General features: G+C 68.0%; 25 protein-coding genes. 12 read left to right on the top strand and 13 right to left on the bottom strand.

The window, feature by feature from the left end; all coding sequences use genetic code 11:
• The first annotated feature begins 43 nt into the window (after window positions 1-43).
• The 3 genes from ACK3BB_RS08685 (at window position 44) to ACK3BB_RS08675 (ending at window position 3,135) form a co-directional block, all read left to right on the top strand.
• Window positions 44-1,204, top strand: a complete 1,161-nt coding sequence (locus ACK3BB_RS08685) for a TauD/TfdA family dioxygenase (RefSeq protein ID WP_428928329.1) — start codon at window positions 44-46, stop codon at window positions 1,202-1,204.
• The gene (locus ACK3BB_RS08680) at window positions 1,201-1,962 is read left to right on the top strand and encodes a class II aldolase/adducin family protein (RefSeq protein WP_428928328.1); all 762 of its coding nucleotides are present in this window, start codon (window positions 1,201-1,203) and stop codon (window positions 1,960-1,962) included. The genes ACK3BB_RS08685 and ACK3BB_RS08680 overlap by 4 nt, the downstream gene beginning before the upstream one ends.
• Before the next feature lie 132 nt (window positions 1,963-2,094).
• Complete coding sequence (locus ACK3BB_RS08675; RefSeq protein WP_428928327.1) at window positions 2,095-3,135, top strand: zinc-dependent alcohol dehydrogenase family protein; 1,041 nt, start codon at window positions 2,095-2,097, stop codon at window positions 3,133-3,135.
• Between the two features lie 43 nt (window positions 3,136-3,178).
• Here ACK3BB_RS08675 and ACK3BB_RS08670 read toward each other — a convergent pair whose 3' ends face one another.
• Genes ACK3BB_RS08670 through ACK3BB_RS08660 form a run of 3 tightly spaced genes read right to left on the bottom strand, consistent with a single transcriptional unit; the run spans window position 3,179 to window position 6,102 of the window.
• Entirely contained in the window at window positions 3,179-4,393 is a 1,215-nt protein-coding gene (locus tag ACK3BB_RS08670; protein WP_428928326.1) for a phosphopentomutase, read from the bottom strand.
• Complete coding sequence (locus tag ACK3BB_RS08665) at window positions 4,393-5,697, bottom strand: thymidine phosphorylase (protein ID WP_428928325.1); 1,305 nt, start codon at window positions 5,695-5,697, stop codon at window positions 4,393-4,395. The genes ACK3BB_RS08670 and ACK3BB_RS08665 overlap by 1 nt, the downstream gene beginning before the upstream one ends.
• A gap of 3 nt (window positions 5,698-5,700) precedes the next feature.
• Window positions 5,701-6,102, bottom strand: a complete 402-nt coding sequence (locus tag ACK3BB_RS08660; protein WP_428928324.1) for a cytidine deaminase — start codon at window positions 6,100-6,102, stop codon at window positions 5,701-5,703.
• 513 nt (window positions 6,103-6,615) lie between these two features.
• Between ACK3BB_RS08660 and ACK3BB_RS08655 the strand changes: the two genes are divergently transcribed.
• From ACK3BB_RS08655 to ACK3BB_RS08645, 3 genes are all read left to right on the top strand, one after another.
• Window positions 6,616-8,898, top strand: a complete 2,283-nt coding sequence (locus ACK3BB_RS08655) for an NADP-dependent malic enzyme (protein ID WP_428928323.1) — start codon at window positions 6,616-6,618, stop codon at window positions 8,896-8,898.
• A 460-nt stretch (window positions 8,899-9,358) separates the two neighbouring features.
• Window positions 9,359-11,263, top strand: a complete 1,905-nt coding sequence (prpE, locus tag ACK3BB_RS08650) for a propionate-CoA ligase PrpE (protein WP_428928322.1) — start codon at window positions 9,359-9,361, stop codon at window positions 11,261-11,263.
• A 326-nt stretch (window positions 11,264-11,589) separates the two neighbouring features.
• Window positions 11,590-13,020 (top strand): amidase family protein, encoded by a 1,431-nt coding sequence (locus tag ACK3BB_RS08645; protein WP_428928321.1) that lies wholly within the window; start codon window positions 11,590-11,592, stop codon window positions 13,018-13,020.
• A 183-nt stretch (window positions 13,021-13,203) separates the two neighbouring features.
• Here the strand turns inward: ACK3BB_RS08645 and ACK3BB_RS08640 are convergent, their stop codons facing one another.
• The gene (locus tag ACK3BB_RS08640) at window positions 13,204-13,959 is read right to left on the bottom strand and encodes an NAD kinase (RefSeq protein ID WP_428928320.1); all 756 of its coding nucleotides are present in this window, start codon (window positions 13,957-13,959) and stop codon (window positions 13,204-13,206) included.
• Between the two features lie 174 nt (window positions 13,960-14,133).
• Here ACK3BB_RS08640 and glyA point away from each other — a divergent pair, with 174 nt between their 5' ends.
• Window positions 14,134-15,429 carry a serine hydroxymethyltransferase gene (gene glyA, locus ACK3BB_RS08635; protein ID WP_428928319.1) on the top strand — a complete coding sequence of 432 codons (1,296 nt, stop codon included), beginning with the start codon at window positions 14,134-14,136 and terminating at the stop codon, window positions 15,427-15,429.
• 64 nt (window positions 15,430-15,493) lie between these two features.
• On the opposite strand, the gene ACK3BB_RS08630 is transcribed toward glyA, so the two are convergent.
• Window positions 15,494-15,868 (bottom strand): hypothetical protein, encoded by a 375-nt coding sequence (locus ACK3BB_RS08630; RefSeq protein ID WP_428928318.1) that lies wholly within the window; start codon window positions 15,866-15,868, stop codon window positions 15,494-15,496.
• 76 nt (window positions 15,869-15,944) lie between these two features.
• Between ACK3BB_RS08630 and ACK3BB_RS08625 the strand changes: the two genes are divergently transcribed.
• Complete coding sequence (locus ACK3BB_RS08625) at window positions 15,945-16,730, top strand: alpha/beta fold hydrolase (protein ID WP_428928317.1); 786 nt, start codon at window positions 15,945-15,947, stop codon at window positions 16,728-16,730.
• A 28-nt stretch (window positions 16,731-16,758) separates the two neighbouring features.
• On the opposite strand, the gene ACK3BB_RS08620 is transcribed toward ACK3BB_RS08625, so the two are convergent.
• From ACK3BB_RS08620 to lepA, 3 genes are all read right to left on the bottom strand, one after another.
• Window positions 16,759-17,232: a hypothetical protein gene (locus tag ACK3BB_RS08620; protein ID WP_428928316.1), complete on the bottom strand. Its 474-nt coding sequence runs from the start codon at window positions 17,230-17,232 to the stop codon at window positions 16,759-16,761.
• Between the two features lie 155 nt (window positions 17,233-17,387).
• Window positions 17,388-17,810, bottom strand: coding sequence for a hypothetical protein (locus ACK3BB_RS08615; protein WP_428928315.1), 423 nt, complete (start codon window positions 17,808-17,810; stop codon window positions 17,388-17,390).
• Between the two features lie 113 nt (window positions 17,811-17,923).
• Window positions 17,924-19,723 (bottom strand): translation elongation factor 4, encoded by a 1,800-nt coding sequence (gene lepA, locus ACK3BB_RS08610; protein WP_428928314.1) that lies wholly within the window; start codon window positions 19,721-19,723, stop codon window positions 17,924-17,926.
• Window positions 19,724-19,883: 160 nt separating this feature from the next.
• On the opposite strand from lepA, the gene ACK3BB_RS08605 reads away from it, so the two are divergent.
• The gene (locus ACK3BB_RS08605; protein WP_428928313.1) at window positions 19,884-20,192 is read left to right on the top strand and encodes a hypothetical protein; all 309 of its coding nucleotides are present in this window, start codon (window positions 19,884-19,886) and stop codon (window positions 20,190-20,192) included.
• Window positions 20,193-20,533: 341 nt separating this feature from the next.
• Window positions 20,534-21,496, top strand: a complete 963-nt coding sequence (locus ACK3BB_RS08600; protein ID WP_428928312.1) for a LysR family transcriptional regulator — start codon at window positions 20,534-20,536, stop codon at window positions 21,494-21,496.
• A gap of 23 nt (window positions 21,497-21,519) precedes the next feature.
• On the opposite strand, the gene ACK3BB_RS08595 is transcribed toward ACK3BB_RS08600, so the two are convergent.
• Window positions 21,520-21,972 carry a low molecular weight protein-tyrosine-phosphatase gene (locus ACK3BB_RS08595; protein WP_428928311.1) on the bottom strand — a complete coding sequence of 151 codons (453 nt, stop codon included), beginning with the start codon at window positions 21,970-21,972 and terminating at the stop codon, window positions 21,520-21,522.
• A 37-nt stretch (window positions 21,973-22,009) separates the two neighbouring features.
• Between ACK3BB_RS08595 and ACK3BB_RS08590 the strand changes: the two genes are divergently transcribed.
• Window positions 22,010-22,750, top strand: a complete 741-nt coding sequence (locus ACK3BB_RS08590; RefSeq protein WP_428928310.1) for an NAD-dependent deacylase — start codon at window positions 22,010-22,012, stop codon at window positions 22,748-22,750.
• A gap of 43 nt (window positions 22,751-22,793) precedes the next feature.
• Here ACK3BB_RS08590 and ACK3BB_RS08585 read toward each other — a convergent pair whose 3' ends face one another.
• The 4 genes from ACK3BB_RS08585 to meaB form a co-directional block, all read right to left on the bottom strand.
• Window positions 22,794-23,252 carry a copper chaperone PCu(A)C gene (locus ACK3BB_RS08585; protein WP_428928309.1) on the bottom strand — a complete coding sequence of 153 codons (459 nt, stop codon included), beginning with the start codon at window positions 23,250-23,252 and terminating at the stop codon, window positions 22,794-22,796.
• Between the two features lie 71 nt (window positions 23,253-23,323).
• Window positions 23,324-23,674 (bottom strand): hypothetical protein, encoded by a 351-nt coding sequence (locus tag ACK3BB_RS08580; protein WP_428928308.1) that lies wholly within the window; start codon window positions 23,672-23,674, stop codon window positions 23,324-23,326.
• Window positions 23,675-23,933: 259 nt separating this feature from the next.
• Complete coding sequence (gene rpmB / locus ACK3BB_RS08575) at window positions 23,934-24,227, bottom strand: 50S ribosomal protein L28 (RefSeq protein ID WP_428928307.1); 294 nt, start codon at window positions 24,225-24,227, stop codon at window positions 23,934-23,936.
• A gap of 300 nt (window positions 24,228-24,527) precedes the next feature.
• On the bottom strand, window positions 24,528-25,517 hold the full coding sequence (meaB, locus tag ACK3BB_RS08570; RefSeq protein WP_428928306.1) for a methylmalonyl Co-A mutase-associated GTPase MeaB: 990 nt from the start codon (window positions 25,515-25,517) through the stop codon (window positions 24,528-24,530).
• 112 nt (window positions 25,518-25,629) lie between these two features.
• Between meaB and ACK3BB_RS08565 the strand changes: the two genes are divergently transcribed.
• Window positions 25,630-26,373: a DUF3108 domain-containing protein gene (locus ACK3BB_RS08565; protein ID WP_428928305.1), complete on the top strand. Its 744-nt coding sequence runs from the start codon at window positions 25,630-25,632 to the stop codon at window positions 26,371-26,373.
• Window positions 26,374-26,540: the final 167 nt, after the last annotated feature.

Raw genomic sequence — 26,540 nt, 5'->3', positions numbered from 1 at the left:
TGAGGGCCATCCATAACCCCTCCAGCCAAGCGGAAGCCCTGCCATGAACGATCTCAGCTCTCCGATGACCGCCCCGCCCGCTGCCCCCGCCGTCCTGGCGCTCGGCGAGACGGGGCTCGACATCACCCTGGCCGACGGCCGGGCGCATTACTTCAACTATTACTGGCTGCGCGACAATTGCCCCAGCTCGTTCAGCCCGGTCACCCGCGAACGCAGCTTTGACATCTTTCATCTCGACACCGCCCCGCGCGCCCGTTCGGCCGACATCGAAGACGATACCCTGGTCATCGCCTGGCAGGACGAGGCCCATGTCACCCGCATGCCCCTGGCCTGGCTGGACACCTATGCCGGGGGCCGGTCGCGGCCCGATCCGGCCGACCTGCCCCGCCGGGCCTGGTTCAGCGATCACTACATGTCCGTCCCGCGCTTCTCGCAGCCCGACCTGGTGGCCGATGACGGCCTGCGCGCGGCCTGGATCGAGGCCATGCTGGTGCACGGGTTCACCATCGTCACCGACATGCCCGACAGCGATGCCGGGCTGACCGAAACGGCCGAGCTGATGGGCTTTGTCCGGCCGACCTTCTTCGGCACCTATTTCGACGTGCGCACCAAGATCAATCCGACCAACACGGCCTATACCGCCGGCGCGCTCGAACTGCATACCGACACCCCGGCCGAAGAACACGCCCCCGGCATCCAGTTCCTGCATTGCCGGGTCAACACCGTGGCCGGGGGCGAAAGCCTGTATGCCGACGGGGTGGCCGTGGCCAATGCCTTCCGCGCCGCCGATCCCGAGGGGTTTCGCCTGCTGAGCGAGGTGCCGATCCCGTTCTTCTGCGAACACGACAGCTATGACGCCCGGTCGCGCCAGCACGTGATCGAACTGGACGCCCATGGCGAGGTCTCGGGCCTGACGATCAGCCAGCACATGGCCGATATCTTCGACCTCGACCAGAAGCTGCTGGATGCCTATTACCCCGCCTTCTGCCGCTTTGGCCGGATGTTGCAGGACGACCGGTTCATGATGCGCTTCATGATGAAGGGCGGCGAATGCATGGTCTTTGACAACCACCGCATCGTGCATGGCCGGGCGGCCTATACCGCGTCGAGCGGCGACCGTTACCTGCGGGGCTGTTACGTCGACCGGGCCGAGATGCGGTCGACCTATCGCGCGCTGGTCAGCGAAGGGCGGTTCAAGGCATGAACGCGCCCCTGCCCCCGATCGCCGCGATGGACCCGGCCGACCCGGCCGATCGCGAAGCCCGGCTGCGCGCCGAGCTGGCCGATGCCTTTCGCATCTGCCATGCGCTCGGCTGGAGCGAAAGCGTCGGCAACCATTTCAGCGCGGCGGTCTCGGACGATGGCCAGCGGTTCCTGCTGAACCCGCGCTGGCAGCATTTCGACACGATCACCCCCGAGGACCTGCTGCTGCTCAATTGCCGGGATGCCACGGTGCTGGACGGGCCGGAGCCGCCCGATGCTTCGGCCTGGTGCGTCCACGGCACGCTGCACCGCCGCCGGCCTGATGCGCGCGTCGTGCTGCATGCCCATTCGCCCTATGCCACCGCCCTGGCCTGCCTGAAGGACCCGACGCTGGTGCCCATCGACAACAACACCGCGCGGTTTCACGGGCGCACGGCCTATGACCTGTCCTTCGGCGGCATTGCCGATGCCGCCGAGGAAGGCGAACGGCTGGCCGATGCGCTGGGGGACAAATCGGTGCTGGTCATGGGCAACCACGGCGTGACCATCCTGGGCGAAAGCGTGGCCGCGGCCTTCGAAGACCTCTATTTCTTTGAAAAGGCCGCGCAGACGCTGATCCTGGCCCGCTCGACGGGAGAGCCGCTGGCCGTGCTGTCGGACGCCGTGGCCCGGCACACGGCCGAGGGCTGGCAGGCCTACAGCGGCATGGCCGACCGCCATTTCGCCTATCTCCGCCGCCAGCTGCCGCCGCTGGCCTGACAGAGCTGCGGCACCCGGCCCCCACGGGGCCGGCGCGCATCATGTCCCGCGCTTGACATGTATTCCCGGCCGGATATGCCAAGGGTCCGGCCGGGTGCCCGGCCGCGTCCCCAAAGCACAGGAGATGCGCCGATGAAGGCCGTCATGTTCGAGACATTCCAGCAGCCCCCGCGCATCGCCACCCTGCCCGACCCGACGCCCGAACCTCATGGTGTGGTCTTGCAGGTCGGGGCCACCGGGGTCTGCCGCAGCGACTGGCACGGCTGGATGGGCCATGACACCGACATCACCCTGCCCCATGTGCCCGGCCATGAACTGGCCGGCACGATCCGGGCCGTGGGCCGCGACGTGACCCGCTGGTCGGTCGGCGACCGCGTGACCGTGCCCTTCGTCGGTGGCTGCGGTGCCTGCCCGGAATGCCATGCCGGCCATCAGCAGGTCTGCCAGGACCAGTTCCAGCCGGGCTTTACCCATTGGGGCTCGTTTGCGGAATATGTCTCGATCCACCATGCCGACATGAACCTCGTGGGCCTGGCCGACGACATGGATTTCGCCACCGCCGCCAGCCTGGGATGCCGCTTTGCCACGTCGTTCCGCGCCGTGGTCGACCAGGGCCGGGCCGGGGCCGGACAATGGGTGGCCGTGCATGGCTGCGGCGGGGTGGGCCTGTCGGCCGTGATGATCGCCAATGCCCTGGGCGCGCAAGTCGTGGCCATCGATATCGATCCGGCCAAGCTGGCCCTGGCCCGAGAGCTGGGCGCGCTGGCCGTTGTCGACGGCAGCACAGTGGCCGATGTGCCCGAGGCCGTGCGCGAGATCACCCGGGGCGGAGCGCATGTCTCGCTCGATGCGCTGGGGCATCCGGTCACTTGCGTGAATTCCGTCCTGAGCCTGCGCCGGCGGGGCAAGCATGTGCAGGTCGGGCTGATGCTTGCCGACCAGGCCACGCCGCCGGTGCCGATGGACCGGGTGATCGCCCACGAGCTTGAGATCCTGGGCAGCCACGGCATGCAGGCCCATCGCTATGGCGCGATGCTCGACATGGTCCAGTCCGGCAAGCTGGCCCCGGAGCGGCTGGTCGGCCAGCAGATCGCGCTGGATGACGCGCCCGAGGCGCTGATGACCATGGACCGTTTCCAGTCGGTCGGCGCCACGGTCATCACCCGGTTCTGATCCAACGCCCAAGTGCCCGGGGCCGCACCACGGCCCCGGCGCGTCAGCCCAGGAAGGACCGCCCCGGCCCCTGGGACGGCACGCCCAGGTGATCGGCGACCGAGGCCGCCACATCGGCAAAACCGACCTGGCCGATACAGCCCGCCCCGCGCCCGACAACCAGCACCGGCACCCGTTCGCGGGTGTGGTCGGTGCCCGTCCAGCTGGGGTCGTTGCCGTGATCGGCGGTCAGCACCAGCATGTCGCCCTCGCGCAGGCGGGGCAGGATCGCGGCAATCCCGGCGTCGAACCGTTCCAGCGCGGCGGCATAGCCCGCCACGTCGCGGCGATGGCCGTAAAGGCTGTCGAACTCGACGAAATTGGCAAAGGTCAGGCTGCCGTCCTCGGCCGTGTCGACCAGGTCCGACAGGTGGCCCATCAGCGTGGCATCGTCGCCCTTGCGCAACTCGTCGATGCCCGTCATCGAAAAGATGTCACCGATCTTGCCCACCGCATGAACCCGCCGCCCGGCCTGTTGCACCCAGTCGGTCAGCACCGGCGCCGGCGGGGCCACGGCGAAATCGCGGCGGTTGGTCGTGCGCTGAAAGCCGATCTCCGGCGTGCCGATAAACGGCCGCGCGATCACCCGGCCGACATTCATCGCATGCAGCCGCGGGGCCACGGTGGCGCAGAGATCAAGCAGCCGGTCGAGGCCAAAGGTCTCTTCATGCGCCGCGATCTGAAAGACGCTGTCGGCCGAGGTGTAGCAGATCGGCCAGCCGGTCTTCATGTGCGACGCGCCAAGCGAGGTCAGGATCATCGTGCCCGAGGCATGGCGATTGCCCAGCACGCCATCGGTGCCCGCGGCCTCGGCCACCGCCCGGGTCAGGTCGTCGGGAAAGGCCGGCACCTCGTCGGGGAAGTAATGCCAATCCCAGGGCACCGGCAGGCCGGCCAGCTCCCAATGGCCCGACGGCGTGTCCTTGCCGCGCGATTGTTCAGTCGCCGCACCCCAGAGCCCGCGGGGCTCGGCCTCAAGCCCCGGGGCCAGGTCGCCCGAGGCCAGCCGCACCGCCGCGCCCAGGCCCAGCCCGGCCAGCGCCGGCATGTGCAGCGGGCCTGACCGGCCGGTCTCGGCCCGGTCGGCATCGCAGGCCTCGGCGATATGGGCCAGGGTATTGGCCCCGGTGTCGGGAATGGAGCCGTTGAAATAGGATCCCGCGTCCGGCGCGCCGCCAATGCCCACCGAATCCATCACCACGAGGAACGCCCGCGCCATCAGCCCAGGGTCTCGCGGATCAGTGCCGGCGCTTCGGCCGGGGTGTCGCTGATGGTGATCGCCGCGCGCAGGGCGGCCACGGCCTCGGCCGCGGCATCCTCGCGGGCGGCATGGACCAGCGCCAGGGCGCTGTCGGCCTCGACCCGCGTGCCCAGCCCGACGATGCGCGACAGGCCGACCGCCGGGTCGATCACGTCGCTTTCCACCTTGCGCCCGCCGCCCAGGGCAACCGCGGCCAGCCCCAGCGCCTGGCCATCGATGGCCGTGACATAGCCTGCCCGGCCGGCGGAGACCTCGGTGATCACGTTGGCCTCGGGCAGGAACCGCTGCCAGTTCTCGGCAAAGACGATCGGCCCGCCCATGGCCACGATCATGCGCCCGAAATGCTCGGCCGCAGCGCCACCGGACACGGCCGCCCGGATCTTCTGCGCGCCCTCGTCATCATCGGCGGCCAGGCCCGAATCGGCCAGGGCCATGCCGCCCAGCCGGGCGCTGATCTCCAGCAGCGGGCCTTCGGCCTGGCCGGCCAGCACCTTCATGGCTTCCTCGATCTCCAGCGCATTGCCGATGGCCGGAGCCAGCGGCTGGCTCATGTCGGAAATCACCGCCCGGGTCCGGCAGCCCGCGGCATTGGCCGTGTCCGTCAGCGCCCGGGCCAGCGCCCGGGCCGCGTCGGGCGATTTCATGAAGGCACCCGAGCCGGTCTTGACGTCCAGTACCAGCGTCTGCGTGCCCGCGGCCAGTTTCTTGGACAGGATCGAGGCGGTGATCAGATCGAGGCTGTCGACCGTCGAGGTCACATCGCGCACCGCGTAAAGCCGCTTGTCGGCCGGAGCGATGTCGGCCGTGGCCCCGACGATGGCGCAGCCGGCGGCGTCGATGATCGCCCGCAGCCGGTCCTCGCTGACCTGGGTCGACACGCCGGGGATCGCTTCGAGCTTGTCCAGCGTGCCGCCGGTATGGCCCAGCCCGCGCCCCGACAGCAGCGGCGCAAAGGCCCCGCAGGCGGCCAGCGCCGGAGCCACGACGAAGGACACGCAATCGCCCACCCCGCCGGTCGAATGCTTGTCGACGACCGGCCCGCCCAGGTCCCAGCGCAGGACATGGCCGCTGTCGCGCATGGCCAGGGTCAGGGCGGTGCGACCCTCGGGCGACAGGGCGGTCGTGCAGATGCCCATGGCAAAGGCCCCGGTCTGGGCGTCGCTGATCGCCCCGTCGGTCAGGCCCCGGATGAACCAGCCCAGGGCCTCCGGCGTGGGCGAGACACCATGGCGGAGGTCGGCAAGGATCGTGCGCGCATCCATGGCTCAGCTTTTCTCCATATGCGCCAGCGTGAAGGCCCCGGGCAGCAGGTCGGCCAGGGTGGTGCGCATCTCGGCCCCGTCGGTCGTGGCCAGGGTGACCGGCGTGTCGCCGTCACCGAACTCGGCCAGCTTCTGGCGGCAGCCGCCGCAGGGCGGCACCGGCGTGGGGCAATCGGCGATGACATAGACCTCGGTCAGCCGGGTATCGCCGGCCGCGATCATCGCCGCGATCGCCCCGGCCTCGGCGCAGGTGCCTTCGGGATAGGCCACGTTCTCGACATTCACCCCGGGATAGATCGCGCCCGACGCCCCGCGGATCGCCGCGCCGACCTTGAAGTTGGAATAGGGCGCATAGGCCCGTTCGCGGATGGCGGTTGCGGCGGTCTTGAGATCGGTGCTGGACATGGGGACAGGCGGGCTCTTGAGGTTGATCGGCAGGGTGTGGGGCGCGAATCCGGCTGGCGGATCGGCGGGGGGATCAATGGGGTGTCACATGTAATGCACTGCCCCATCCGCGCAAACAGGGCGCAAGCCGGCCCCGGCGTCAACCACGCGGGAAAATGCCCGGACCGGCGGAGGATCGGCGGAAAGGCGGGCAATCGGGCGGCCCTTCGGCACTGGCGGCACCGGCGGGATGCCGCCGGTGGCATAGGGGTACGTGCCCGCGCGCGCCCGGCCCCGCCCGGCATGCACGGCACCGCCCCGACCGGGCGGCCGCCACCGGGCCGGCCGCATCGGGGCAGGCATCTGGGCAAGCTCGTGGGCCATTGTCCTCTCTCTCCTGGGCGGAGAGTGGCGAGGAGGGTCGCAAATATCAAGCGGGCGCGTGATAAGGGGGTGAGACGGGATGGCCGATTCCACCCCAATCGAATATAGTTTAACACTAAACTACCCCAGAACTCCGGAGCCCGCCCCAAAATGGTTGACCAACCGTCCGACAACGAGACCCTGCGCCAGGCCGCATTGTTCTATCACGAGCATCCCAAGCCCGGGAAACTCGAGATCCGGGCAACCAAGCCCATGGCCAACGGCCGCGACCTGGCCCGCGCCTATTCGCCCGGCGTGGCCGAGGCCTGCCTGGAGATCCGGGACGAAGCCGCCAATGCCGCGCGTTATACCTCGCGGGGCAACCTGGTGGCCGTGGTGTCGAACGGCACGGCCGTGCTGGGCCTGGGCAATATCGGCGCGCTGGCCTCCAAGCCGGTGATGGAAGGCAAGGCGGTCCTGTTCAAGAAATTCGCGGGCATCGATTGCTTTGACATCGAGGTCAACGAAACCGATCCCGAGAAACTGGCCGACATCGTCTGCGCGCTCGAACCGACCTTCGGGGCGATCAACCTCGAAGACATCAAGGCGCCGGACTGCTTCATCGTGGAAAAGCTCTGCCGCGAGCGGATGAACATCCCGGTCTTCCACGACGACCAGCACGGCACGGCCATCGTCGTGGGCGCGGCGGCCAAGAATGCGCTGCATGTGACGGGCAAGAAATTCGAGGACATCAAGGTCGTGTCCACGGGCGGCGGCGCGGCGGGCATCGCCTGCCTCAACATGCTGCTGAAACTGGGGGTCAAGCGCGAGAACGTCTGGCTGTGCGACCTGCACGGGCTGGTCTACGAAGGCCGGACCGAGGACATGAACCCGCAAAAGGCGGCCTATGCCCAGCCCACCGACCTGCGCACGCTGGATGAGGTGATCGACGGCGCGGACCTGTTCCTGGGCCTGTCGGGGCCCAACGTGCTCAAGCCCGAGATGGTCGCGCGGATGACCCGCCAGCCGATCATCTTTGCCCTGGCCAATCCCAACCCGGAAATCCAGCCCGACGCCGCCCGCGCCGTGGCGCCCGACGCGATCATCGCCACCGGCCGGTCGGACGTGCCGAACCAGGTCAACAACGTCCTGTGCTTTCCGTTCATCTTCCGTGGCGCGCTGGATGTCGGCGCGACCGAGATCAACGACGACATGCAGCTGGCCTGCATCGAGGGCATCGCCGAGCTGGCCCGCCAGACCACCAGCGCCGAGGCCGCCGCGGCCTACCAGGGCGAACAGATGACCTTCGGGCCCGATTACCTGATCCCCAAGCCCTTTGACCCGCGCCTGATGGAAGTCGTGTCGACAGCCGTGGCCAAGGCGGCGATGGACAGCGGCGCGGCCACCCGTCCGGTCGACATCAAGGCCTATCGCGAGAAGCTGCAGGGCTCGGTCTTCCGGTCGGCCCTGCTGATGCGCCCGGTCTTCGACGCGGCCACCTCGGCCTCGCGCCGGATCGTGCTGGCCGAGGGCGAAGAGGAACGCGTGCTGCGCTGCGCCCAGGCCATGCTGGAAGAGACCACCGAAAAGCCCATCCTGATCGGCCGGCCCGAGGTGATCGAGATGCGCTGCGAACGGCTGGGCCTGAAGGTGCGGCCGAATGTCGATTTCCCGGTGGTGAACCCCGAGAACGACCCGCGCTACCGCGATTACTGGGAAACCTATCACAAGATCATGTGCCGCCAGGGGGTCACCCCCGACCTGGCCCGGGCCGTCATGCGCACCAACCTGACGGCCATCGCGGCGGTCATGGTCTATCGCGACGAGGCCGACAGCATGATCTGCGGCACCTTCGGCCAGTACCGCTGGCACCTGAACTACATCAACCAGGTGCTGGGCACGCCCACCCTGCGCCCGCATGGCGCGCTGAGCATGATGATCCAGGAAGACGGGCCGCTGTTCATCGCCGACACCCAGGTGCGGCCCGAACCCAGCCCCGAGGAAATCGCCGAAAGCGCCATCGGCGCGGCACGCCACGCCCGGCGCTTTGGCGTGGAACCGGCCGTGGCGCTGTGTTCGCAATCGCAATTCGGCAACCTCGACACCGAGAGCGGCCGGCGCATGCGCGAGGCCATGGCCATTCTGGACGCCCGCGGGGTGGATTTCGTCTATGAAGGCGAGATGAACGTCGACAGTGCCCTGGACCCGGAAACCCGGGCGCGCCACCTGCCGGAAAGCCGGATGAAAGGCGCGGCCAACATCCTGGTCTTTGCCCATGGCGATGCGGCCAACGGCGTGCGCAACATCCTGCGGCTGAAGGGCAACGGGCTGGAAGTCGGGCCGATCCTGATGGGCATGGGCAACCGAGCCCATATCGTCACGCCGTCGATCACCGCCCGGGGTCTGCTGAACATGGCGGCCATCGCCGGCACGCCGGTCGCGCAATACGGCTGAGCCCCGCGCCGCGAACAGGGGCCGCGCCGCCCGGCCATTGCCGGGACGGGCGACGCGGCCGGGCCGTCACTTCTTGACGGTCTTCGTGCCGGGCTTGGCCGGCTTCTGCTTCTTGTCGCCCATGGGCGTTGTGTCCTGTGCAAGGGGGCCGGCGGAATGCCGGCCCTGGCGCTGATCAAGGCGCCGGTGCGGCCGATTCCGCAAGCGCCGTGCCATGCGTTACAAGCGATGTGATCGCCCCCGTCGCGCCCGGCCCTGCCCGGCCCATGCCGCCACGGCAGCTGCGAAGAAATTTTCAAGCGTTATCAGCCACTGTAAAACCCGTTTGCTCGGCCGCGCTTTTGCCGCTTGATATCGCAAACACCGCATATGTCGCAGGTCATCGCCGCTTGCGCGATGCTTCGACCCGCCGTTTACTTGCCCGAAATGCAGGGATCACGCGGGATGGAGGAGCATCGCGATGAGCTACGCAGAGGTCTACAAGTCATGGACGTCGGACCCCGAGGCCTTCTGGATGGAGGCCGCCGAGGCGATCGACTGGGTCGACAAGCCGACGCGCGCGCTGGATGACAGCGCCGCCCCGCTTTACGAATGGTTCACCGACGCCCGGGTCAACACCTGCTGGAACGCCGTCGACCGCCATGTCGAAAACGGCCGTGGCGACCAGGTGGCCATCATCCACGACAGCCCCGTCACCGGCACGGTGCGCAAGATCTCCTACGTGGAACTGCGCAACCGGGTGGCCTCGCTGGCTGGGGCGCTGCGGGCCAAGGGCGTGGAAAAGGGCGACCGGGTCATCATCTACATGCCGATGATCCCCGAGGCTCTGGAAGCCATGCTGGCCTGTGCCCGGCTGGGCGCGATCCATTCGGTGGTCTTCGGCGGCTTTGCGGCCCATGAGCTGGCCGTGCGGATCGACGATGCCCGGCCCAAGGCGATCATCGCCGCCTCCTGCGGGATCGAACCGGGCCGCGTGGTGCATTACAAGCCGCTTCTCGACGGGGCCATCGACCAGGCCGCCCACAAGCCCGATTTCTGCGTGATCTTCCAGCGCGAACAGGAAGTCGCCCACCTGGAAGAGGGCCGCGATTATTCCTGGCACGGGTTCCAATACGGCGTCGAGCCGGCCGAATGCGTGCCGGTCGAAGGCAACCACCCGGCCTATATCCTGTATACCTCCGGCACGACGGGCCAGCCCAAGGGCGTCGTCCGCCCGACCGCCGGCCACCTCGTCGCGCTGAACTGGTCGATGAAGAACATCTACAACGTCGATCCCGGCGACGTGTTCTGGGCGGCCTCCGATGTCGGCTGGGTCGTGGGCCATTCCTACATCTGCTACGGCCCCCTGATCGCCGGCAACACCACCATCGCCTTCGAAGGCAAGCCCGTCGGCACGCCCGATGCCGGCACCTTCTGGCGGGTCATCGCGGACCACAAGGTCAAGAGCTTCTTCACCGCCCCCACCGCCTTTCGCGCCGTGAAACGCGAGGACCCCAAGGGCACGTTCCTGGGCAAGTACGACATCTCCTGCCTGGAACAGATCTACCTTGCCGGCGAACGCGCCGATCCCGATACGATCAACTGGGCGAAAAACCTGACCGGCCTGCCGATCATCGACCATTGGTGGCAGACCGAAACCGGTTGGGCCATCGCCGCCAACCCGCTGGGCATCGAGGCGCTGCCGGTCAAGCTGGGCTCGCCCTCGGTGCCGATGCCGGGCTATGACGTGCAGATCCTGGACGAGGCCGGCCACCCGATGAAACCGGGTGAGCTGGGCGCGATCGCGGTGAAGCTCCCCCTGCCCCCGGGCACGCTGCCGACCCTGTGGAACGCCGAAGAGCGGTTCCGCAAATCCTACCTGACCACCTTCCCCGGCTATTACGAAACCGGCGACGCGGGCATGATCGACGACGAGGGTTACCTGTACATCATGGCGCGCACCGACGACGTGATCAACGTGGCCGGCCACCGCCTGTCGACCGGCGCGATGGAAGAGGTCCTGGCCGGCCATCCCGATGTGGCCGAATGCGCCGTGATCGGCGTCAGCGACGATCTCAAGGGCCAGTTGCCGCTGGGCCTGCTCTGCCTGACAACGGGCGTGAACCGCGAACATGCCGAGATCACGCAGGAATGCGTCAAGCTGGTGCGCGACCAGATCGGGCCGGTGGCGGCCTTCAAGCTGGCCGTGGTGGTCGACCGGTTGCCCAAGACCCGGTCGGGCAAGATCCTGCGGGCGACCATGGTCAGGATCGCCGACAATGCCGAGTTCAAGATGCCGGCGACGATCGACGATCCGGCCATCCTGGACGAGATCCGCACGGCATTGCAGACCCTGGGCTATGCCCGGGACACCGCCCCTGCCTGATCCGCGCGGCCCGAGCTTGTACGACCAGGCCTTCGCCAACTGAAGGTGCGGCCTGGTCGTCACCAACTGATCGGAGCGGCCTGACTTTCACCGCCTGATCTGCCTGGCCTTCACCGCCTGATCTGCCTGATCTGCGCCGCCTGACCTGACCATGTCGCGGGCCGACCGCCGGGATGCATGACGCGCCCCGGCCCGTCGTCCTGCACGCCCTTTCCGCCCCGCAAAACAGCCGTTCGCACAGCGCAAACCTGCCTTGCGCGGTGTTCCGCTTGGCAAACCCGGGCGCCGGCGCCTAGGCTCCGCGCGAGAACCAGAAGGGAATGAGCATGGCCGCATCCGACCTGTGGCGCCTGAGCGCGACCGAAACCGCCCGCAAGATCCGCGACGGCGAGATCACCGCCGAAGATGCCGTGGCCTCGGCCATCGGCCGGATGCACGCGGTGAACCCCGGGCTGAACGCAGTGGTCGAAGACCTGGGCGACAGCGCGCTCGAACGGGCGCGCGAGCTGGACAAGGCCCGGGGCAACGGGGCCGAACCCGGGCCGCTGCACGGCGTGCCGGTGACCATCAAGATCAACGTCGACCAGAAGGGCCATGCCACGTCGAACGGCATTCCCGCCCTGGCCGAGGCCATCGCCCCGGCCAATGCGCCGGTCGTCGACAACCTGCTCAAGGCCGGGGCCGTGGTGATCGGGCGGACCAACACGCCCGAATTCTCGTTCCGCGCCGACACCGACAACCCGCTCTTCGGCCGCACCCAGAACCCCTGGGGCGCGCATATCTCGCCCGGCGGATCGTCAGGCGGGGCGGGCTCGGCTGTCATGGCCGGGATCGGTGCGCTGGCCCATGGCAACGACATCGGCGGATCGCTGCGCTTTCCGGCCGCGGCCAACGGCGCGGTGACGGTCAAGCCCGGGCTGGGCCGGGTGCCGGCCTGGAACCCCGGGCAAAAGGCCGAACGCGGCCTGCTGGCCCAGTCGATGTCCGTCCAGGGCCTGATCGCCCGCACGGCCGGCGACCTGGCCCTGTCGATGCCCGCGCTCATCGCCCCCGACCCGCGTGATCCCTTCCACGTGCCGGTGCCCTATGTCGGCCCGGCGCTCGAAGCCCCGATCAAGGTGGCCTTTACCCGCGAGTGTTTCGAATACGATCTGCATCCCGAGGTCGCCGCCGCCCTCGAACTGGCCGCCGACGCGCTCAGCGACGCCGGCTACATCGTCGAAGAGGTCGACCCGCCCCTGGCCCGCCAGGCCGGCGAGGACGGCTATCGCGCCCTGATGGGCGAGGTTGCGGCGCTGATGAAACCCGATATCGACGCCCTGGGCTCGGACACGATCAAGCAGATCTTCGCGGTCTATTTCGATGAATTCCCGCCCTTCGACGGCCCCCGCCTGCTGGAAGCCATGGCCCGGCGGACCCATTACGCCCGGGCCTGGTCGCTCTTCCTCGAAGATTACCCGCTGCTCCTGACGCCTTTCCTGCCCCAGCCCTTCTTCCGCCCCGATCGCGATGCCGAAGGCGCCGAAGGCGTGCGCGAGGCGCTGGGATCGGCGATCTGGTCCTATTCGATGAACTTCATGGGCCTGCCCGCGGGCAACCTGCCGACCCGGCTGGCCAAGCTGCCCCAGGGGCCCCAGCCGATCAACGTGCAGATCGTCGGCCGGCGCTGGCGCGAGGATCTCATCGTGCGGGCCATGCGCTCGATCGAAACGCGGATCGGCGGGCTTTACGAAACCTTGTGGGACCGGATGGCCTGACCCCCGGAAAGGGCGGAGCGGACGCCGGCCTCGCCGCGCCCGCTCCTTTGGGACAAGTCACTCTTACGTCACTTTGACACGGGGCGGGATGAATCCCCGTGCATCCAGATTGCCCCGCCCGGCCGGGCAATTTCTGTGAAATGGGTCACACAAGCCGAGATTTTTCGAGAAAAATCTTGGACCTCAGGTGAATTGTTCGGAAATGACCCGCTCTTCCAGCCCGTGGCCCGGGTCGAACAGGATGCGGTGGCAGATCGTCGGCACCGAGCGGATCTCGACCCAGTCGATATCGTTGAACTGGATCGCATCGGCATCGGCCATGACCGGGCGCTTGGCTGCCTCGCGGACCTCGAACCGCACGGTCACCGTCTTGGGCAACAGCGCCCCGCGCCAGCGCCGGGGCCGAAACGCCGCGATGGGCGTCAGCGCCAGAACATCCGCGCCGATCGGCAGGATCGGGCCATGGGCCGAGTAGTTATAGGCCGTCGACCCCGCCGGGGTGGCCAGCAGGCAGCCATCGCAGACCAGCTCTTCCAGCCGCTCTCGCCCGTCGACGGTGATCCGCAGCTTGGCCGCCTGGGGCCCGGCCCGCAGCAGCGACACCTCGTTGATCGCCAGCGCCTCGTGCAGCGCGCCGCTCTGGTCCATCGCCCGCATTTCCAACGGGTTGACCACCTCTTCCTCGGCCGCGGCCAGCCGGTCGAGCAGGTCGTCGCAGGAATATTCGTTCATCAGGAACCCGACCGTCCCCCGGTTCATGCCATAGACCGGCGCCGACAATTCCTGGGTGCGGTGCAGCGTGCGCAGCATGAAACCGTCCCCCCCCAGCGCCACGATCACGTCGGCCTCCATCGGATCGACATTGCCGTAGCGCGCCACGAGTTCACCCAGCCCTTCCTCGGCGGCCGGGGCGGAATTGGACAGGAAGGCTAGTTTCATGATTGTACTCAGGAGTTTCCGGTCTACGGCTCTTGGATCCGAAACAACCACACCTTTTCCCGCTGCACCAGCCTTGGCCGCCTCCGGCACCGCTTTGGTCGCATTCCGGCCTTCCACAGCGCCCGCCCTTGCGCTACGACCGGCGCCAATTCCCTTGTCCATCCGGAGCTTGCCATGACCGCCACGACCCGTGACCCCGGTTTCTTCACCGAAGCCCTCTCCGACCGCGACCCCGAGATCTTCGGCGCCATCCAGTCCGAACTTGGTCGCCAGCGCGACGAGATCGAGCTGATCGCCTCCGAGAACATCGTCTCGGCCGCGGTGATGGCCGCGCAGGGGTCGGTCATGACCAACAAATATGCCGAAGGCTACCCCGGCCGGCGCTATTACGGCGGCTGCCAATATGTCGACGTCGCCGAGACCCTGGCCATCGAACGGGCCAAGCAGCTGTTCGGCTGTGCCTTTGCCAATGTCCAGCCGAACTCGGGCAGCCAGGCCAACCAGGGGGTCTTTCAGGCGCTGATCCAGCCCGGCGACACGATCCTGGGCATGAGCCTGGATGCCGGCGGCCACCTGACCCACGGCGCCCGGCCGAACCAGTCGGGCAAGTGGTTCAACGCCGTTCAATACGGCGTGCGCCAGCAGGACAACCGGCTGGATTACGACCAGGTCGCCGAGCTGGCAGCCGAGCACAAGCCCAAGCTGATCATCGCCGGCGGTTCGGCCATCCCGCGCCAGATCGATTTCGCCAAGATGCGCGAAATCGCCGATTCCGTGGGTGCTTACCTGCAGGTCGACATGGCCCATTTCGCCGGCCTGGTCGCGGCGGGCGAACATCCCTCGCCCTTCCCCCATGCCCATGTCGCCACGACGACGACCCACAAGACCCTGCGCGGCCCGCGTGGCGGCATGATCCTGACCAATGACGAGGCGCTGGCCAAGAAGTTCAACTCGGCCATCTTCCCGGGCATCCAGGGCGGCCCGCTGATGCATGTCATCGCCGGCAAGGCCGTGGCCTTCGGCGAAGCCCTGCGCCCCGAGTTCAAGGACTACATCCGCCAGGTCATCGCCAATGCCCAGGCCCTGGCCGATCAGCTGATGAAGGGCGGGCTGGACATCGTGACCGGCGGCACCGACACCCATGTCATGCTGGTCGATCTGCGGCCCAAGGGCGTCAAGGGCAACGCGACCGAGCAGGCGCTCGGCCGGGCCCATATCACCTGCAACAAGAACGGCGTGCCCTTCGATCCCGAAAAGCCCACCGTGACCAGCGGTGTGCGCCTGGGCTCGCCCGCCGGCACGACCCGCGGTTTCGGCGAGGCCGAATTCCGCCAGATCGGTGACTGGATCATCGAGGTCGTCGACGGGCTGGCCGCCAATGGCGAGGAAGACAACGGCGCGGTCGAAGCCAAGGTCAAGGCCGAAGTGGCCGAGCTCTGCGCGCGCTTCCCGGTCTACCCCGGCCTGTGATCACAAGATCCACGTGACAGGGGCGGCGCCGGCACCGGCGCTGCCCACCCCGGGCCGAACGGCCCTAGATATAGCCCAGAACGGCCAGGGCGCAGATGAAAAGAACCAGCACTGCCAGCAGGTTGAAGGCCATCCCCCCCAACACCCCCAGCCAGAAGCCCTTGCGCCGGTCGGCCACGTCGATCGTGCCGAGATGCCCGGCAACGGCATCCGCCGCCCGCATGTAGCGCGCATCGTCCAGGGTCAGCGCCAGGCGGGGATGATCGGCCAGGGCCTCGGCCTCGGTCAGAACCCGCGCATCCTGGCGAATCCGGCGCGGCAGACGGCCATTGGCCCGGCGCAGGCGCGCGGCCAGGGTTGCCCCCCGAACCCCATGTTTTTCCTTCAGAAGCCGGGATACATCCTGCATCCGTCCGGCCAGATCGCTGGTCTCTGTCATGGCCGCAGATTAGCGCCGGCGCCGGGCGGGCTCAATGGGGCTGGCATGGGCCGGCGGGGCGGCGTAAGACCGACCCATGTTGAATCAGGTGTCCTATGGCGGTGGCCCGGCCACGCCGCTCTTGATCGTGCACGGGCTGTTCGGCTCGGCGCGCAACTGGTCGGTCATCGCGAAACGGCTGTCGGACGGCCGCGAGGTCGTGACCGTCGATCAGCGCAATCACGGCTATTCCCAATGGCTTGAGCCCCATGACTACATGGCGATGGCCGGAGATCTGGCCGAGGTGATCGACGCCCATGGCGCGCCGATGGACGTGCTGGGCCATTCGATGGGCGGCAAGGCGGCGATGGTCCTGGCCCTGACCCGGCCCGAACTGGTGCGCCGGCTGATCGTGGCCGATGTTGCGCCCGTGCCCTATGGCCACACCCAGATGCAGTATATCGAGGCCATGCGCGGCGTCGACCTGGACAAGGTCGAGCGCCGGTCGGACGCCGAGGCCCAGCTGAGCGCGCTGGGTGTCGAAAAGGCGCTTTGCTCGTTCTTCACGCAAAGCCTTGATCTGAAAGAGAAGAAATGGCGCATCAACCTGGATGTGCTGGCCCGCGACATGGCCGACATCCTGGGCTTTCCGGCGCTCGACAGCCAGTTCACCGGCCCGGCGATCATGCTGGCCGGGGCGGACTCGGATTACGTGCTCCCGGACTATCGCCCCGAGATCAAACGCCTCTTCCCCAACGCACGGTTTGCCAAGCTGCCCGGCGCCGGCCATTGGCTGCATGCCGACAAGCCGCGCGAATTCGAAGCCACGGTCCGCGCCGTGCTGGACGCGCCCGACCCAAAGGCCCCTGCCCCGGGCAGCTGATGGCCGCAGCGCGGCCACCAGGACGGGCTCAGTAGGTATCCCAATACGAGCCGGAGGTGCCCCGGCCGGTCGTCGCCGGCGCGCTGGTCGTGCCGGCATGCTGGGTCGATGCATGGGTCTGGTGAGGCACGGCCTGGCCGGTCAGGGTCTCGGCCGGCAGGGCACAGCCCATCTGGGTCATCTGGCGGGTGATGGCATTGTAATTGCCCTTGGCCCCGGCCAGCGCGTTGGACTTGTCATTGGTCATGCCCACGGCCAGCACGGCCGGCCAGAACAGCACCAGCCCGACCCCCATCAGCATTGCATCGGAATCGGCGGCCTTCTTCTGCTGTTGGGTCAAGTCATTGACTTCGCGCACGATATCGTTGCGCTCGGCCATCAGCTGATGACAGGACCGATCGCGGAAGGCGTTCGAGCTGACATAGGCGGCTTCGACATTCGACGGCTGTTCGGCGCAGGCCGACAGGATCCCGCAAAGGGGAAGGATGGCAAGTTTTTTCACGGGGGCCTCGTTGGTTCTGGTTAACAACCCAAGGGCGTGTAGACCCGTGAAAAAGGTCGGGAATGGGGCGCTGGTGCGTCGCCGGCAGGGTGATCGTAGGATCATGCGCAAAGAGGGGCCAAGGCCCCTCTTTCTTCAGCAATTCCAGTATCTTGTCACAACCGGCAGAGATGCACCCGGGCCGAACCGGCGGTGGCCAGCCCGACGGTATAGCTGGACCCAAGCACGCTGCGGGCGGAGATCACGTCGCGCGAATCTTCACCGTCGAGCTTGATCGAATAATCGACCTCCGACTTGCCAAAGGCCGTGACCAGCGGGCCGTCAAAGGGCGGGATGTCGCGCGACCGGCTGCCCGGGCCCCGGATCGCCACGGCCGACGGGCCTTCGTTGAAGACCATCCAGTTGGGCAGCGCGCCATAGATCGGCGCCCGGTCCGAGGTGGATCTCAGATCCCAGGACTGGCAATTCAGCCCCCGGGTCAGCGAGTAGATCGACGGTTTGGTCCAGGGCCATTCGACGGCCAGGGCCGTGCTGGCCGAGGCCAGGCCGAGGAATGTGGCAAGGATGATGCGGCGCATGGCGGGAACCTCCGGGTTTGGCCCATGGAAGGTCAGAATGCGCCGCGAATCAAGGGTTTTTCAGCGTCCTGCGACCATGGGGCGGGCGAAAAGACCCGCGCGCCCCGTGGTCATCAGCTGTCCATCTTGAGGGCCGAGATAAAGGCTTCCTGCGGGATGTCGACCTTGCCGAACTGGCGCATCTTCTTCTTGCCGGCCTTCTGCTTGTCCAGCAGCTTGCGTTTCCGCGTGGCATCGCCACCGTAACACTTGGCCGTCACGTCCTTGCGCATGGCCGACAGGGTCTCCCGCGCGATGACCTTGCCGCCGATGGCGGCCTGGATCGGGATCTTGAACATGTGGCGCGGGATCAGGTCCTTGAGCTTTTCCACCATCGCCCGGCCGCGCATCTCGGCCCGGTCGCGATGCACCATGGTCGACAGGGCATCGACGGGCTCGTCGTTCACCAGGATCTGCATCTTGACCAGGTTATCGGTTCGGTAACCGGTCATCTGGTAATCGAAGGAGGCATAGCCCTTGGTCACCGATTTCAGCCGGTCGTAGAAATCGAAGACCACTTCGTTCAGCGGCAGGTCATAGACGACCATGGCGCGCGGCCCGGCATAGGTCAGGTCCATCTGGATGCCCCGGCGGTCCTGGCACAGCTTGAGCACGTCGCCCAGGTAATCGTCGGGCACCAGGATCGTGGCCTTGATGCGCGGCTCTTCCAGGTGGTCGACATGGGTCAGGTCGGGCATGTCGGCGGGGTTGTGCAGCTCGATCATCGTGCCGTCGCGCATGTAGACGTGGTAGACTACGGAGGGCGCGGTGGTGATGAGCTCGATATCGTATTCGCGTTCGATCCGGTCGCGAATGACCTCGAGGTGCAGCAGCCCGAGGAACCCGCAGCGGAAGCCAAAGCCAAGCGCGGCCGAGGTTTCCATTTCGTAGGAAAAGGAGGCGTCGTTCAGGGCCAGTTTCTCGATCGCGTCGCGCAGGTCTTCGAATTCGGCCGAATCGACGGGGAAGAGCCCGCAGAAGACCACCGGGACCGACGGCTTGAACCCGGGCAGCGGCGTTTCGGCGCCCTTCTTCTCATGGGTGATCGTGTCCCCGACGCGGGTGTCGCGGACCTGCTTGATCGACGCGGTCAGAAAGCCGATCTCGCCGGGGCCGAGGCTGTCGACCATCTGCATCGCGGGGCGAAAGACGCCGATGCGGTCGACATGGTGGATGGTGCCGTTCGACATGAAACGGACGCGCTCGCCCTTCTTCAGGGTGCCGTCCATGATGCGGACCAGGACGATGACGCCGAGATAGGCGTCGTACCAGCTGTCGACCAGCATGGCCTTGAGCGGCGCGTCCAGAGTGCCCACGGGCGCGGGCAGCTTGTGGACGATGGCTTCCAGCGTGTCGTGGATGCCCTGGCCGGTCTTGGCCGAAACCTGGATGGCCTCCGAGGCGTCGATGCCGATGACATCCTCGATCTGCTCAGCCACGCGTTCGCAATCCGACGCGGGCAGATCGATCTTGTTGAGCACCGGCACGATCTCGTGGTCGGCGTCGATGGCCTGGTAGACATTGGCCAGGGTCTGGGCCTCGACACCTTGGGTCGAATCGACGACCAGAAGCGAGCCTTCGACGGCGCGCATGGACCGCGAGACCTCGTAGGCAAAGTCGACATGGCCGGGCGTGTCGATGAGGTTCAGCACGTAGGCCTCGCCGTTGTCGGCAACATAGTCGATCCGCACGGTGTTGGCCTTGATGGTGATGCCGCGCTCGCGCTCGATATCCATGGCATCGAGCAACTGCTCTTTCATGTCCCGGTCCTGGACGGTGCCGGTCTCCTGGATCAGCCGGTCGGCCAGGGTGGATTTCCCGTGGTCGATATGGGCAACGATGGAGAAGTTACGGATATGCGAAAGCTCTGTCATGACGGGCCATATGCGTTGGAAACAAGGGCCGGTCAAGCGTACTGACAAGCGCGCGATCACCTTGTCGGCATGTGACGGGGCGCGCAATTGCGAATGTGCCGGTTCTGGGCCATATTGCGCCGAAAGCCGGGGTACACCGGCACGAGGCGAGAGCAGGCAGATGACCAGGACAAGATGGGCCGCCGGTATGGCGGTCGTGTTGATTTCCCTCCCCTTTCTGGCAGAGGCCGGCCCGATCAGCCGGGCCTGCATGGATTCGGGGCGCAAGGGCGCGTCCAGCAGCCTGTGCGCCTGCCTGGACCGGGTGGCCAAGGGCGAATTGTCGCGGCGCGATCAGCGCAAGGCCGCGAAATTCTTCAAGGATCCGCAGCGGGCCCAGGACACCCGGCAATCCGACCGCCCCTCGGACGAAGCCTTCTGGAAACGCTACCGCAGCTACAGCACCCGGGCCGCGGATATCTGCAGCTGAACCGCGCCGGCACCCGGCCGCCCGGCGTCGTGCCCGTGGCCGATGGTGCGTGGGGTACTTGGACCAAGAAGAAGACAGGGGAGAGCACCAGGCCCCCCGGGCGATCCGCGACGGCAAGGGCGCGCGGCCCTGTCTTCTTCTTGGCAAAAATACCCGTCTCCGCATTCGCCGCCCGCGCCACGATGACATGAGGACACCCGCCCGGCTTGCGGGCATCCGCCGTCGGCAGCGGGCAGTTCGGCGGGACACGGCGCGCCCTTGCCCATGGGCAGGGGCCGGGGCTTGACCCCGAAGGCCCGTCGGCCGAGAAGGATCGCGTACCCAGCTCCCGGATCCCGAACATGCTCAAGGGCGTCACCCTGCGTGGGCTCGAAGTCTTCGAAGCCCTGGCCGCTCATGGCTCGGTCGCCGCCGCCGCCGAGGCCACCGGCCTCAGCCAGCCGGCCGTCAGCCAGCAGCTGACCAACCTGGAAAAGGCCGTCGGCGCCACGCTGGTCGAACGGGCCCGCCGGCCGATGCGCCTGACCCGGGCCGGACGGGGCTTCCTGGCCCGGACCGAGGCCGCCCTGCGCGAATTGCGCATGGCCCGCAGCGAGCTGAGCGTCATGGACCTGTCGGACCTGCCCTCGCTCGACATCGGCCTGATCGACGATTTCGACAATGACCTGACCCCGCGCCTGGTGACCATCCTGGCCGACAGCCTGACCCGCTGCCGGTTCAAGCTGATCACCGCGCCCAGCCGCGAGATCAGCCAGGCCATGACCGAGGGCGTCTTTCACATCGCCGTGGCCGCCAGCACCGGAGAAATGCTGAACGGGGTCACCGAATACCCCCTGGTGCGCGATCCCTTTGTCGTTGTCGCCCCGCGCGACATGGTCGGCGCGCCCGAGACCCTGCTGGACGATCTCGCCGCCCTTCCCCTGCTGCGTTATGCCCGCGAGCAGCTGATCGCCCGCCAGGTGGAATCGCTGCTGGACCGCCAGTCGCTGGATTTCGAGGACCGGTTCGAGATCGGCAGCCACCTGGCCATGATGGCCATGGTCGCCCGGCGCATCGGCTGGGCCGTGACCACTCCGCTGGGCTACATGCGCGCGGCCCGGTTCCACGACGAGATGAGCTGCTTCCCCCTGCCCTTCACCGGCGCCGCCCGGACGATCTCGCTCTTTGCCCGGCGGGATTTCAGCACCAGCGTGCCGCTGGACGTGGCCCAGTCCATGCGTCGGCTGGTCCAGGGTCACATGATCGATCCGGCCGTCGGTCGCCTGCCCTGGCTGGCCGGCGACCTGCGCGTCATCGAGGCCTGAGCCGCCTTTCCAAAGCGCCTCTCTCAGCGCGCGGCCAGCCACCGGGCCAACCCGTCGACCCCGCTTTCGATCAGGTCGAGCGCGCCGTTGAAATCGCGGGTGTAATACGGGTCGGGCACGGCCGAGACGGCGCCGTCGATGAAATCGGTCAAAAGCCGCAGCGGCGTGTCATTGCCCGCCGGGCGCAGATCTTCGAGCGCAGCGAGGTTGTCGCCATCCATGGCCAGGATCAGGTCGAACTGCTCGAAATCGTCGGCAATGGCCTTGCGCGCATAAAGCCCCGTCATGGCCACGCCCCGGGCCCCGGCCGCGCGGACCATGGGCGGATAGGGCGGCTCGCCCTCGTGCCAGCCCGAGGTGCCGGCGCTGTCGACCAGGCAGGCCACGGGCATGTCGCCCAGGCGCGTGCGGGCCACTGCCTCGGCGGCGGGCGACCGGCAGATATTGCCGAGGCAGACGAAGAGGATGCGCATCATTTGTTTCCTTGTGGCCAAACTATGGCATGAAAGAGCCATGGGGAATATTGTGATTCTGACAGGGGCCGGTATTTCGGCCGAAAGCGGTATGGGGACCTTTCGCGATGCGGACGGCCTCTGGACGCAATACAGCATAGAAGACGTGGCCACGCCCGGCGGCTTTGCCCGCAACCCGGGCCTGGTGCACGATTTCTACAACATCCGCCGTATCCGGGCCGCCGAAGCCCAGCCGAACGCCGCCCACCGGGCGCTGACCCGGCTGCAGGCGGAATGGCCCGGGCCGGTGACCATCGTGACCCAGAATGTCGACGGGCTGCATGAAAAGGCCGGGTCGGACGGGGTTCTGCACATGCATGGCGAACTGGCCGGGGCGCTGTGCCAGGGCTGCGACCATCGCTGGCCGGCCCCGCCGGACATGTCGGTCACCCTGGCCTGCCCGTCCTGTGGCGCGGCCCGGACGCGGCCCGACGTGGTGTGGTTCGGCGAGATACCCTATCACATGGCCGAGATCGCCGGCCTGCTGGACAGCGCCGACATCTTCGCCTCGGTCGGCACGTCGGGCCAGGTCTATCCGGCCGCGGCCTTCGTGCAGCAGGCCCGCGAGGCCGGGGCCCATACGATCGAGCTGAACCTCGATCCTTCCGACATTGCCCATGATTTCGACGAGGTGAGCACCGGGCTGGCCAGCCAGGTCGTGCCGGCCTGGGTCGATGACATGCTGGCCGGAGCGGCGGGCGGACAGGCGGCCCAGGCCGACCCGGAACGCCCGGTCACCTGAGGCGGCAAGGGCCGCGCCCCCGCAGGGGGACGCGACCATGGGGTCAGTGCGAATGGGCGGCCGGCTGGCGTTCGAGATCGACGGGCACGTCGACGACCATGTCGCCGGCATGCTCGAAGGTCAGGGTCAGGGTGACGGTATCGCCCTGGGTCATCGGGCCGGTCAGGCCCATCAGCATGACGTGATCGCCCCCGCGTTCCAGCATGTGCATCCCACCGGCGGGCACGACAAAGCCCTCCTCGACATGCAGCATCTGCATCACGCCGTTGCCATCGTCCTTGTGGGTGTGCAGTTCGACCTTGGCCGCGGCCTCGCTGCTGACGCCGACCAGGCGGTCGTCGGTGTCGCCGGCATTGCGCAGGGTCATGAAGGCCGCGCCCGACTTGGCCACCGGCGAGGAGGCACGGGCATAGGCATCGCTGACGGAGATTTCGCCGGCAAGGGCGGGAACGGCGAGAAGGCAGGCGGCCAGGGCGGCGCCCGTGAGGGATTTCGGGAACATGTGCAGTCTTTCGTAAGTCCGGGTCGGTATCCGGCGGGCACGCGGGCCGCGCCGGGAATGGCATTGGGGGATCAGGCCGCCAGAGGGGGCGCCCGGGCACGGGGCGCCGGGGCCAGGCCAAGCGGCCGGCCCGGGGCGGGCACGGGCGCATCCAGCCGGCGCGACACGGGCGCCAGCCGGGCGTCGGGCATGGGCAGGGCCACCGCCAGCAACAGGGCCAGGACACCTTCGGGGCAGTAATGCGGGGCGTCGATGGGCTGGCCATGGCTGTCGAGCAGGACCATGACCGGGCCGGACCCGGTGCAAAGCTCGACCTGGCCGGCGGGCAGCGGCGCGCCACGGGCCACGGCCAGGGCCTGGCCGGTCACGACCAGCAGCAGGGCCAGGCCAAGGGACTGGAGGAAGGGCAGCGCACGCATCATCGGGCCGGACACTGCCCCAGCCCCGCCGGGGCGGCAAGGGGGCGGATGGCCACGGGCCAGCGCCCGATTGGCGCAGGGCATGGCGGGTGTGCAGGCATGGGCAGGCAGGCATGGCCAGGCGGGCGTGCGCCGGACGGAAACACCTGCCGGTCCCGGACAGGGCCGGATGTGCCAACCGCGCCGGCACACAGTGCGGAAACGGAAAAACCCCCCGCGCCATGACGGCGCGAGGGGTCTCATCTGTCCCTCGGAAGCCCGATCAGGCGGCGGTGGCTGCCTTGGCTTTCGCGATTTCTTTCTTGACCTTCAGGGCAGCGGCCGAGAGTTCCTCGTCCTTGGCCTTGGCCAGGAAGGCATCCAGCCCGCCCCGGTGATCGACGCTGCGCAGGGCCGAAGCCGAAATCCGCAGCTTGACGCCACGGCCCAGGGTTTCCGACTGCAGGGTCACATCATTCAGGTTCGGCAGAAACCGGCGCTTGGTCTTGTTGTTTGCATGGCTGACATTGTTGCCAGTCATCGGGCCTTTTCCGGTCAGTTCGCAACGGCGCGACATAAGCGTATCCTCTGTCTTGCGGCGCGGCTCTCTCGCCCGGCGCCAAATAGAAGGGGCGCGGCCAATGGCAGCGCCCGGAATTCGGTTCAGCGTCCATATGGGGAATCGCCTTGGCAGTCAAGGCCCGACCCGGCCCGGCCGCCGATTTCCCCAAGGTTTCTTCACCTCCGCCCGGCGGCGGGGTCGGGCGCGACAAAATTCTTTGAAGAATTTTGGCCGGAATTTTCGAAAATTCCGGGGCCGCGATGGGGACCCGATTCCGCGCGACCATGTCAGGCCAACGGCGGGGCCAGCCCCGCCCTACCCAGCCCGGCGCGTGGCGTCCAGCCCGGCCAGCATCTGCCCGGCCGCCACACCGGGGGTCAGCCGGCCCTCGGCCACCTCGCGGCCCAGGCGGTCCAGCTCGGCCCGGGCGCCGGCGGTTTCCAGCTGGGCCAGCAGGGCATGGCGCACCTCCTGGTCGAACCAGTACCGCGCCTGCTCGGCCCGGCGGCTGGTCCAGAACCCGGCCGAACGGCGCCAGCCGACCAGGGCCTGCATCTCGTCCCAGGCCTCGGCCAGCCCGGTTTCGGCCATGGCCGAGACCATCATGGCCTTGGGGAAATCATCGGGATCCTGCGGCCGCCGGCGCAACAGGCGCAGGGCGCCGGAATAATCGGCACAGGTGCGCGTGGCCACGGGCTTGAGATCGCCATCGGCCTTGTTCACCAGGATCAGGTCGGCAATTTCCATGATCCCGCGCTTGACGCCCTGCAACTCGTCACCACCGGCCGGGGCCAGCAGCAGGACGAAGAGATCGGCCATCTCGGCCACCACGGTTTCCGACTGGCCGACGCCGACCGTTTCGATGATGACCACGTCGAACCCCGCGGCCTCGCACAGGGCCACGGCCTCGCGCGAGCGGCGGGCCACGCCGCCCAGCTGGCTCTGGCTGGGGCTGGGCCGGATAAAGGCCTGGGGCACGCGGCTGAGCCGGTCCATCCGGGTCTTGTCCCCCAGGATCGAACCGCCCGACCGGGCCGAGCTGGGGTCGACGGCCAGCACGGCCACGCGCAGTCCCTGCCCGACCAGCATCATGCCGAAGCTTTCCGTAAAGGTCGACTTGCCCACCCCAGGCGTGCCCGACAGGCCGATGCGCACGGCCTCGCGGCCCGACAGGCGCAGCCGCTCCAGCAGGTCGCGGGCCTGGGTCCGGTGATCCTCGCGGCTGCTTTCGACCAGGGTGATGGCCCGGGCAAGAGCCCGCCGATCTCCGGACAAAATCCTGTCGGACAGCTGTGCAAGATCCATGTGCGCTCCATATGGTTGGGTCATGTCTTGCCTTGCCCGGCGCCGGCTTGTCCAGCCCGCCTTAGGGCGCAGGCCCGGCCGGAACGGCCGATGCGGTGAGCGGAGAGTGATGATGATGCGATGTGCACCGGCCCCCAGGGCCCTGATCGGCCTGCTGGCCGTGCTGACCCTGGCCACGGCCCGTCCGGCCGCCGCCCAGCAGGTGACGACCGATGCCAGCTTTGTCGTGCGCCTGTCGGTGGCCACCCTGGCGGCGATCGCGCTGGATGGGCGGACGGGGGGCGGGCGCTATGACGTGACCGGCGAATTGTCGACCCGGGGCATCGTCAGCGCGCTGAGCGACGTGCACTACCTGGGCAAGGCCCGGGGCAGCCAGGCCGGCAACCGCTTCCGGCCCGCACGCTACGACGAGACGGTGACCGAAGGCGGCGACAGCAAGATCGGCGCGCTGGCCTACAGCGGCGGCGTGCCCCGGCCCGAAGGGTTCAAGGCCGAGGAACGCGGCGACGATGCGCTGGCCGTCGAGGGCCAGGCCGACACGGTCGACCCGCTGACGGCAATCTTCATGGTGCTGCGCGACCAGCCGCCCGAAGAGGTCTGCCCGCCCCTGCGCCAGTTTGTCTTTGACGGCGAGCGGCGCACGGTGGTCGAGCTGACCCGGGTGACGGAAACCGCCGACCAGATCGTTTGCGGCGGCCAGTTCCGGCGGATCGCGGGCTATCCATCGGATGCCCGAAAGGGCCAGCGCCAGGTGCTGGCGCTGGAGGTGACCTATGCCCGGGCCGGGGCGGTGATGCAGGCCCAGCAGGTTCGGCTGATGACGGATTACGGGCCGGCGACGCTGACGCGCCAGTGATCGGGGTCGCGGGTGGCGGCATGGGTGGCGACGCGAAAGGCCGCCCTGCTGGCAGCTTAGGCGGGGCGGCCGGATAACCCGGGCCACAACAAAGACGGGGCCGACAAGAAAGACGGCAACCGGGAATGCAACAAGATCGGCGATCGAGAGCGCGACCAGCACGGTGC

It is taken from the genome of Marinibacterium sp. SX1 (assembly GCF_050389775.1).
GTDB lineage: Bacteria > Pseudomonadota > Alphaproteobacteria > Rhodobacterales > Rhodobacteraceae > Marinibacterium.
The sequence above is the reverse complement of the archived record's forward strand: the minus strand, read 5'-3'. Positions and strand labels throughout refer to the sequence as shown.

Coding starts and splice junctions, on each gene's coding strand:
- ACK3BB_RS08645 (WP_428928321.1), top strand. CDS start 11,590: ATGGCCGCATCCGACCTGTGGCGCCTGAGCGCGACCGAAACCGCCCGC.
- rpmB (WP_428928307.1), bottom strand. CDS start 24,227: ATGTCGCGCCGTTGCGAACTGACCGGAAAAGGCCCGATGACTGGCAAC.
- ACK3BB_RS08665 (WP_428928325.1), bottom strand. CDS start 5,697: ATGGATGCGCGCACGATCCTTGCCGACCTCCGCCATGGTGTCTCGCCC.
- ACK3BB_RS08595 (WP_428928311.1), bottom strand. CDS start 21,972: ATGATGCGCATCCTCTTCGTCTGCCTCGGCAATATCTGCCGGTCGCCC.
- ACK3BB_RS08585 (WP_428928309.1), bottom strand. CDS start 23,252: ATGTTCCCGAAATCCCTCACGGGCGCCGCCCTGGCCGCCTGCCTTCTC.
- ACK3BB_RS08660 (WP_428928324.1), bottom strand. CDS start 6,102: ATGTCCAGCACCGATCTCAAGACCGCCGCAACCGCCATCCGCGAACGG.
- ACK3BB_RS08685 (WP_428928329.1), top strand. CDS start 44: ATGAACGATCTCAGCTCTCCGATGACCGCCCCGCCCGCTGCCCCCGCC.
- ACK3BB_RS08630 (WP_428928318.1), bottom strand. CDS start 15,868: ATGACAGAGACCAGCGATCTGGCCGGACGGATGCAGGATGTATCCCGG.
- ACK3BB_RS08655 (WP_428928323.1), top strand. CDS start 6,616: ATGGTTGACCAACCGTCCGACAACGAGACCCTGCGCCAGGCCGCATTG.
- ACK3BB_RS08600 (WP_428928312.1), top strand. CDS start 20,534: ATGCTCAAGGGCGTCACCCTGCGTGGGCTCGAAGTCTTCGAAGCCCTG.
- prpE (WP_428928322.1), top strand. CDS start 9,359: ATGAGCTACGCAGAGGTCTACAAGTCATGGACGTCGGACCCCGAGGCC.
- ACK3BB_RS08670 (WP_428928326.1), bottom strand. CDS start 4,393: ATGGCGCGGGCGTTCCTCGTGGTGATGGATTCGGTGGGCATTGGCGGC.
- ACK3BB_RS08590 (WP_428928310.1), top strand. CDS start 22,010: ATGGGGAATATTGTGATTCTGACAGGGGCCGGTATTTCGGCCGAAAGC.
- ACK3BB_RS08565 (WP_428928305.1), top strand. CDS start 25,630: ATGATGCGATGTGCACCGGCCCCCAGGGCCCTGATCGGCCTGCTGGCC.
- glyA (WP_428928319.1), top strand. CDS start 14,134: ATGACCGCCACGACCCGTGACCCCGGTTTCTTCACCGAAGCCCTCTCC.
- ACK3BB_RS08605 (WP_428928313.1), top strand. CDS start 19,884: ATGACCAGGACAAGATGGGCCGCCGGTATGGCGGTCGTGTTGATTTCC.
- ACK3BB_RS08615 (WP_428928315.1), bottom strand. CDS start 17,810: ATGCGCCGCATCATCCTTGCCACATTCCTCGGCCTGGCCTCGGCCAGC.
- lepA (WP_428928314.1), bottom strand. CDS start 19,723: ATGACAGAGCTTTCGCATATCCGTAACTTCTCCATCGTTGCCCATATC.
- ACK3BB_RS08625 (WP_428928317.1), top strand. CDS start 15,945: ATGTTGAATCAGGTGTCCTATGGCGGTGGCCCGGCCACGCCGCTCTTG.
- ACK3BB_RS08680 (WP_428928328.1), top strand. CDS start 1,201: ATGAACGCGCCCCTGCCCCCGATCGCCGCGATGGACCCGGCCGACCCG.
- ACK3BB_RS08640 (WP_428928320.1), bottom strand. CDS start 13,959: ATGAAACTAGCCTTCCTGTCCAATTCCGCCCCGGCCGCCGAGGAAGGG.
- meaB (WP_428928306.1), bottom strand. CDS start 25,517: ATGGATCTTGCACAGCTGTCCGACAGGATTTTGTCCGGAGATCGGCGG.
- ACK3BB_RS08580 (WP_428928308.1), bottom strand. CDS start 23,674: ATGATGCGTGCGCTGCCCTTCCTCCAGTCCCTTGGCCTGGCCCTGCTG.
- ACK3BB_RS08675 (WP_428928327.1), top strand. CDS start 2,095: ATGAAGGCCGTCATGTTCGAGACATTCCAGCAGCCCCCGCGCATCGCC.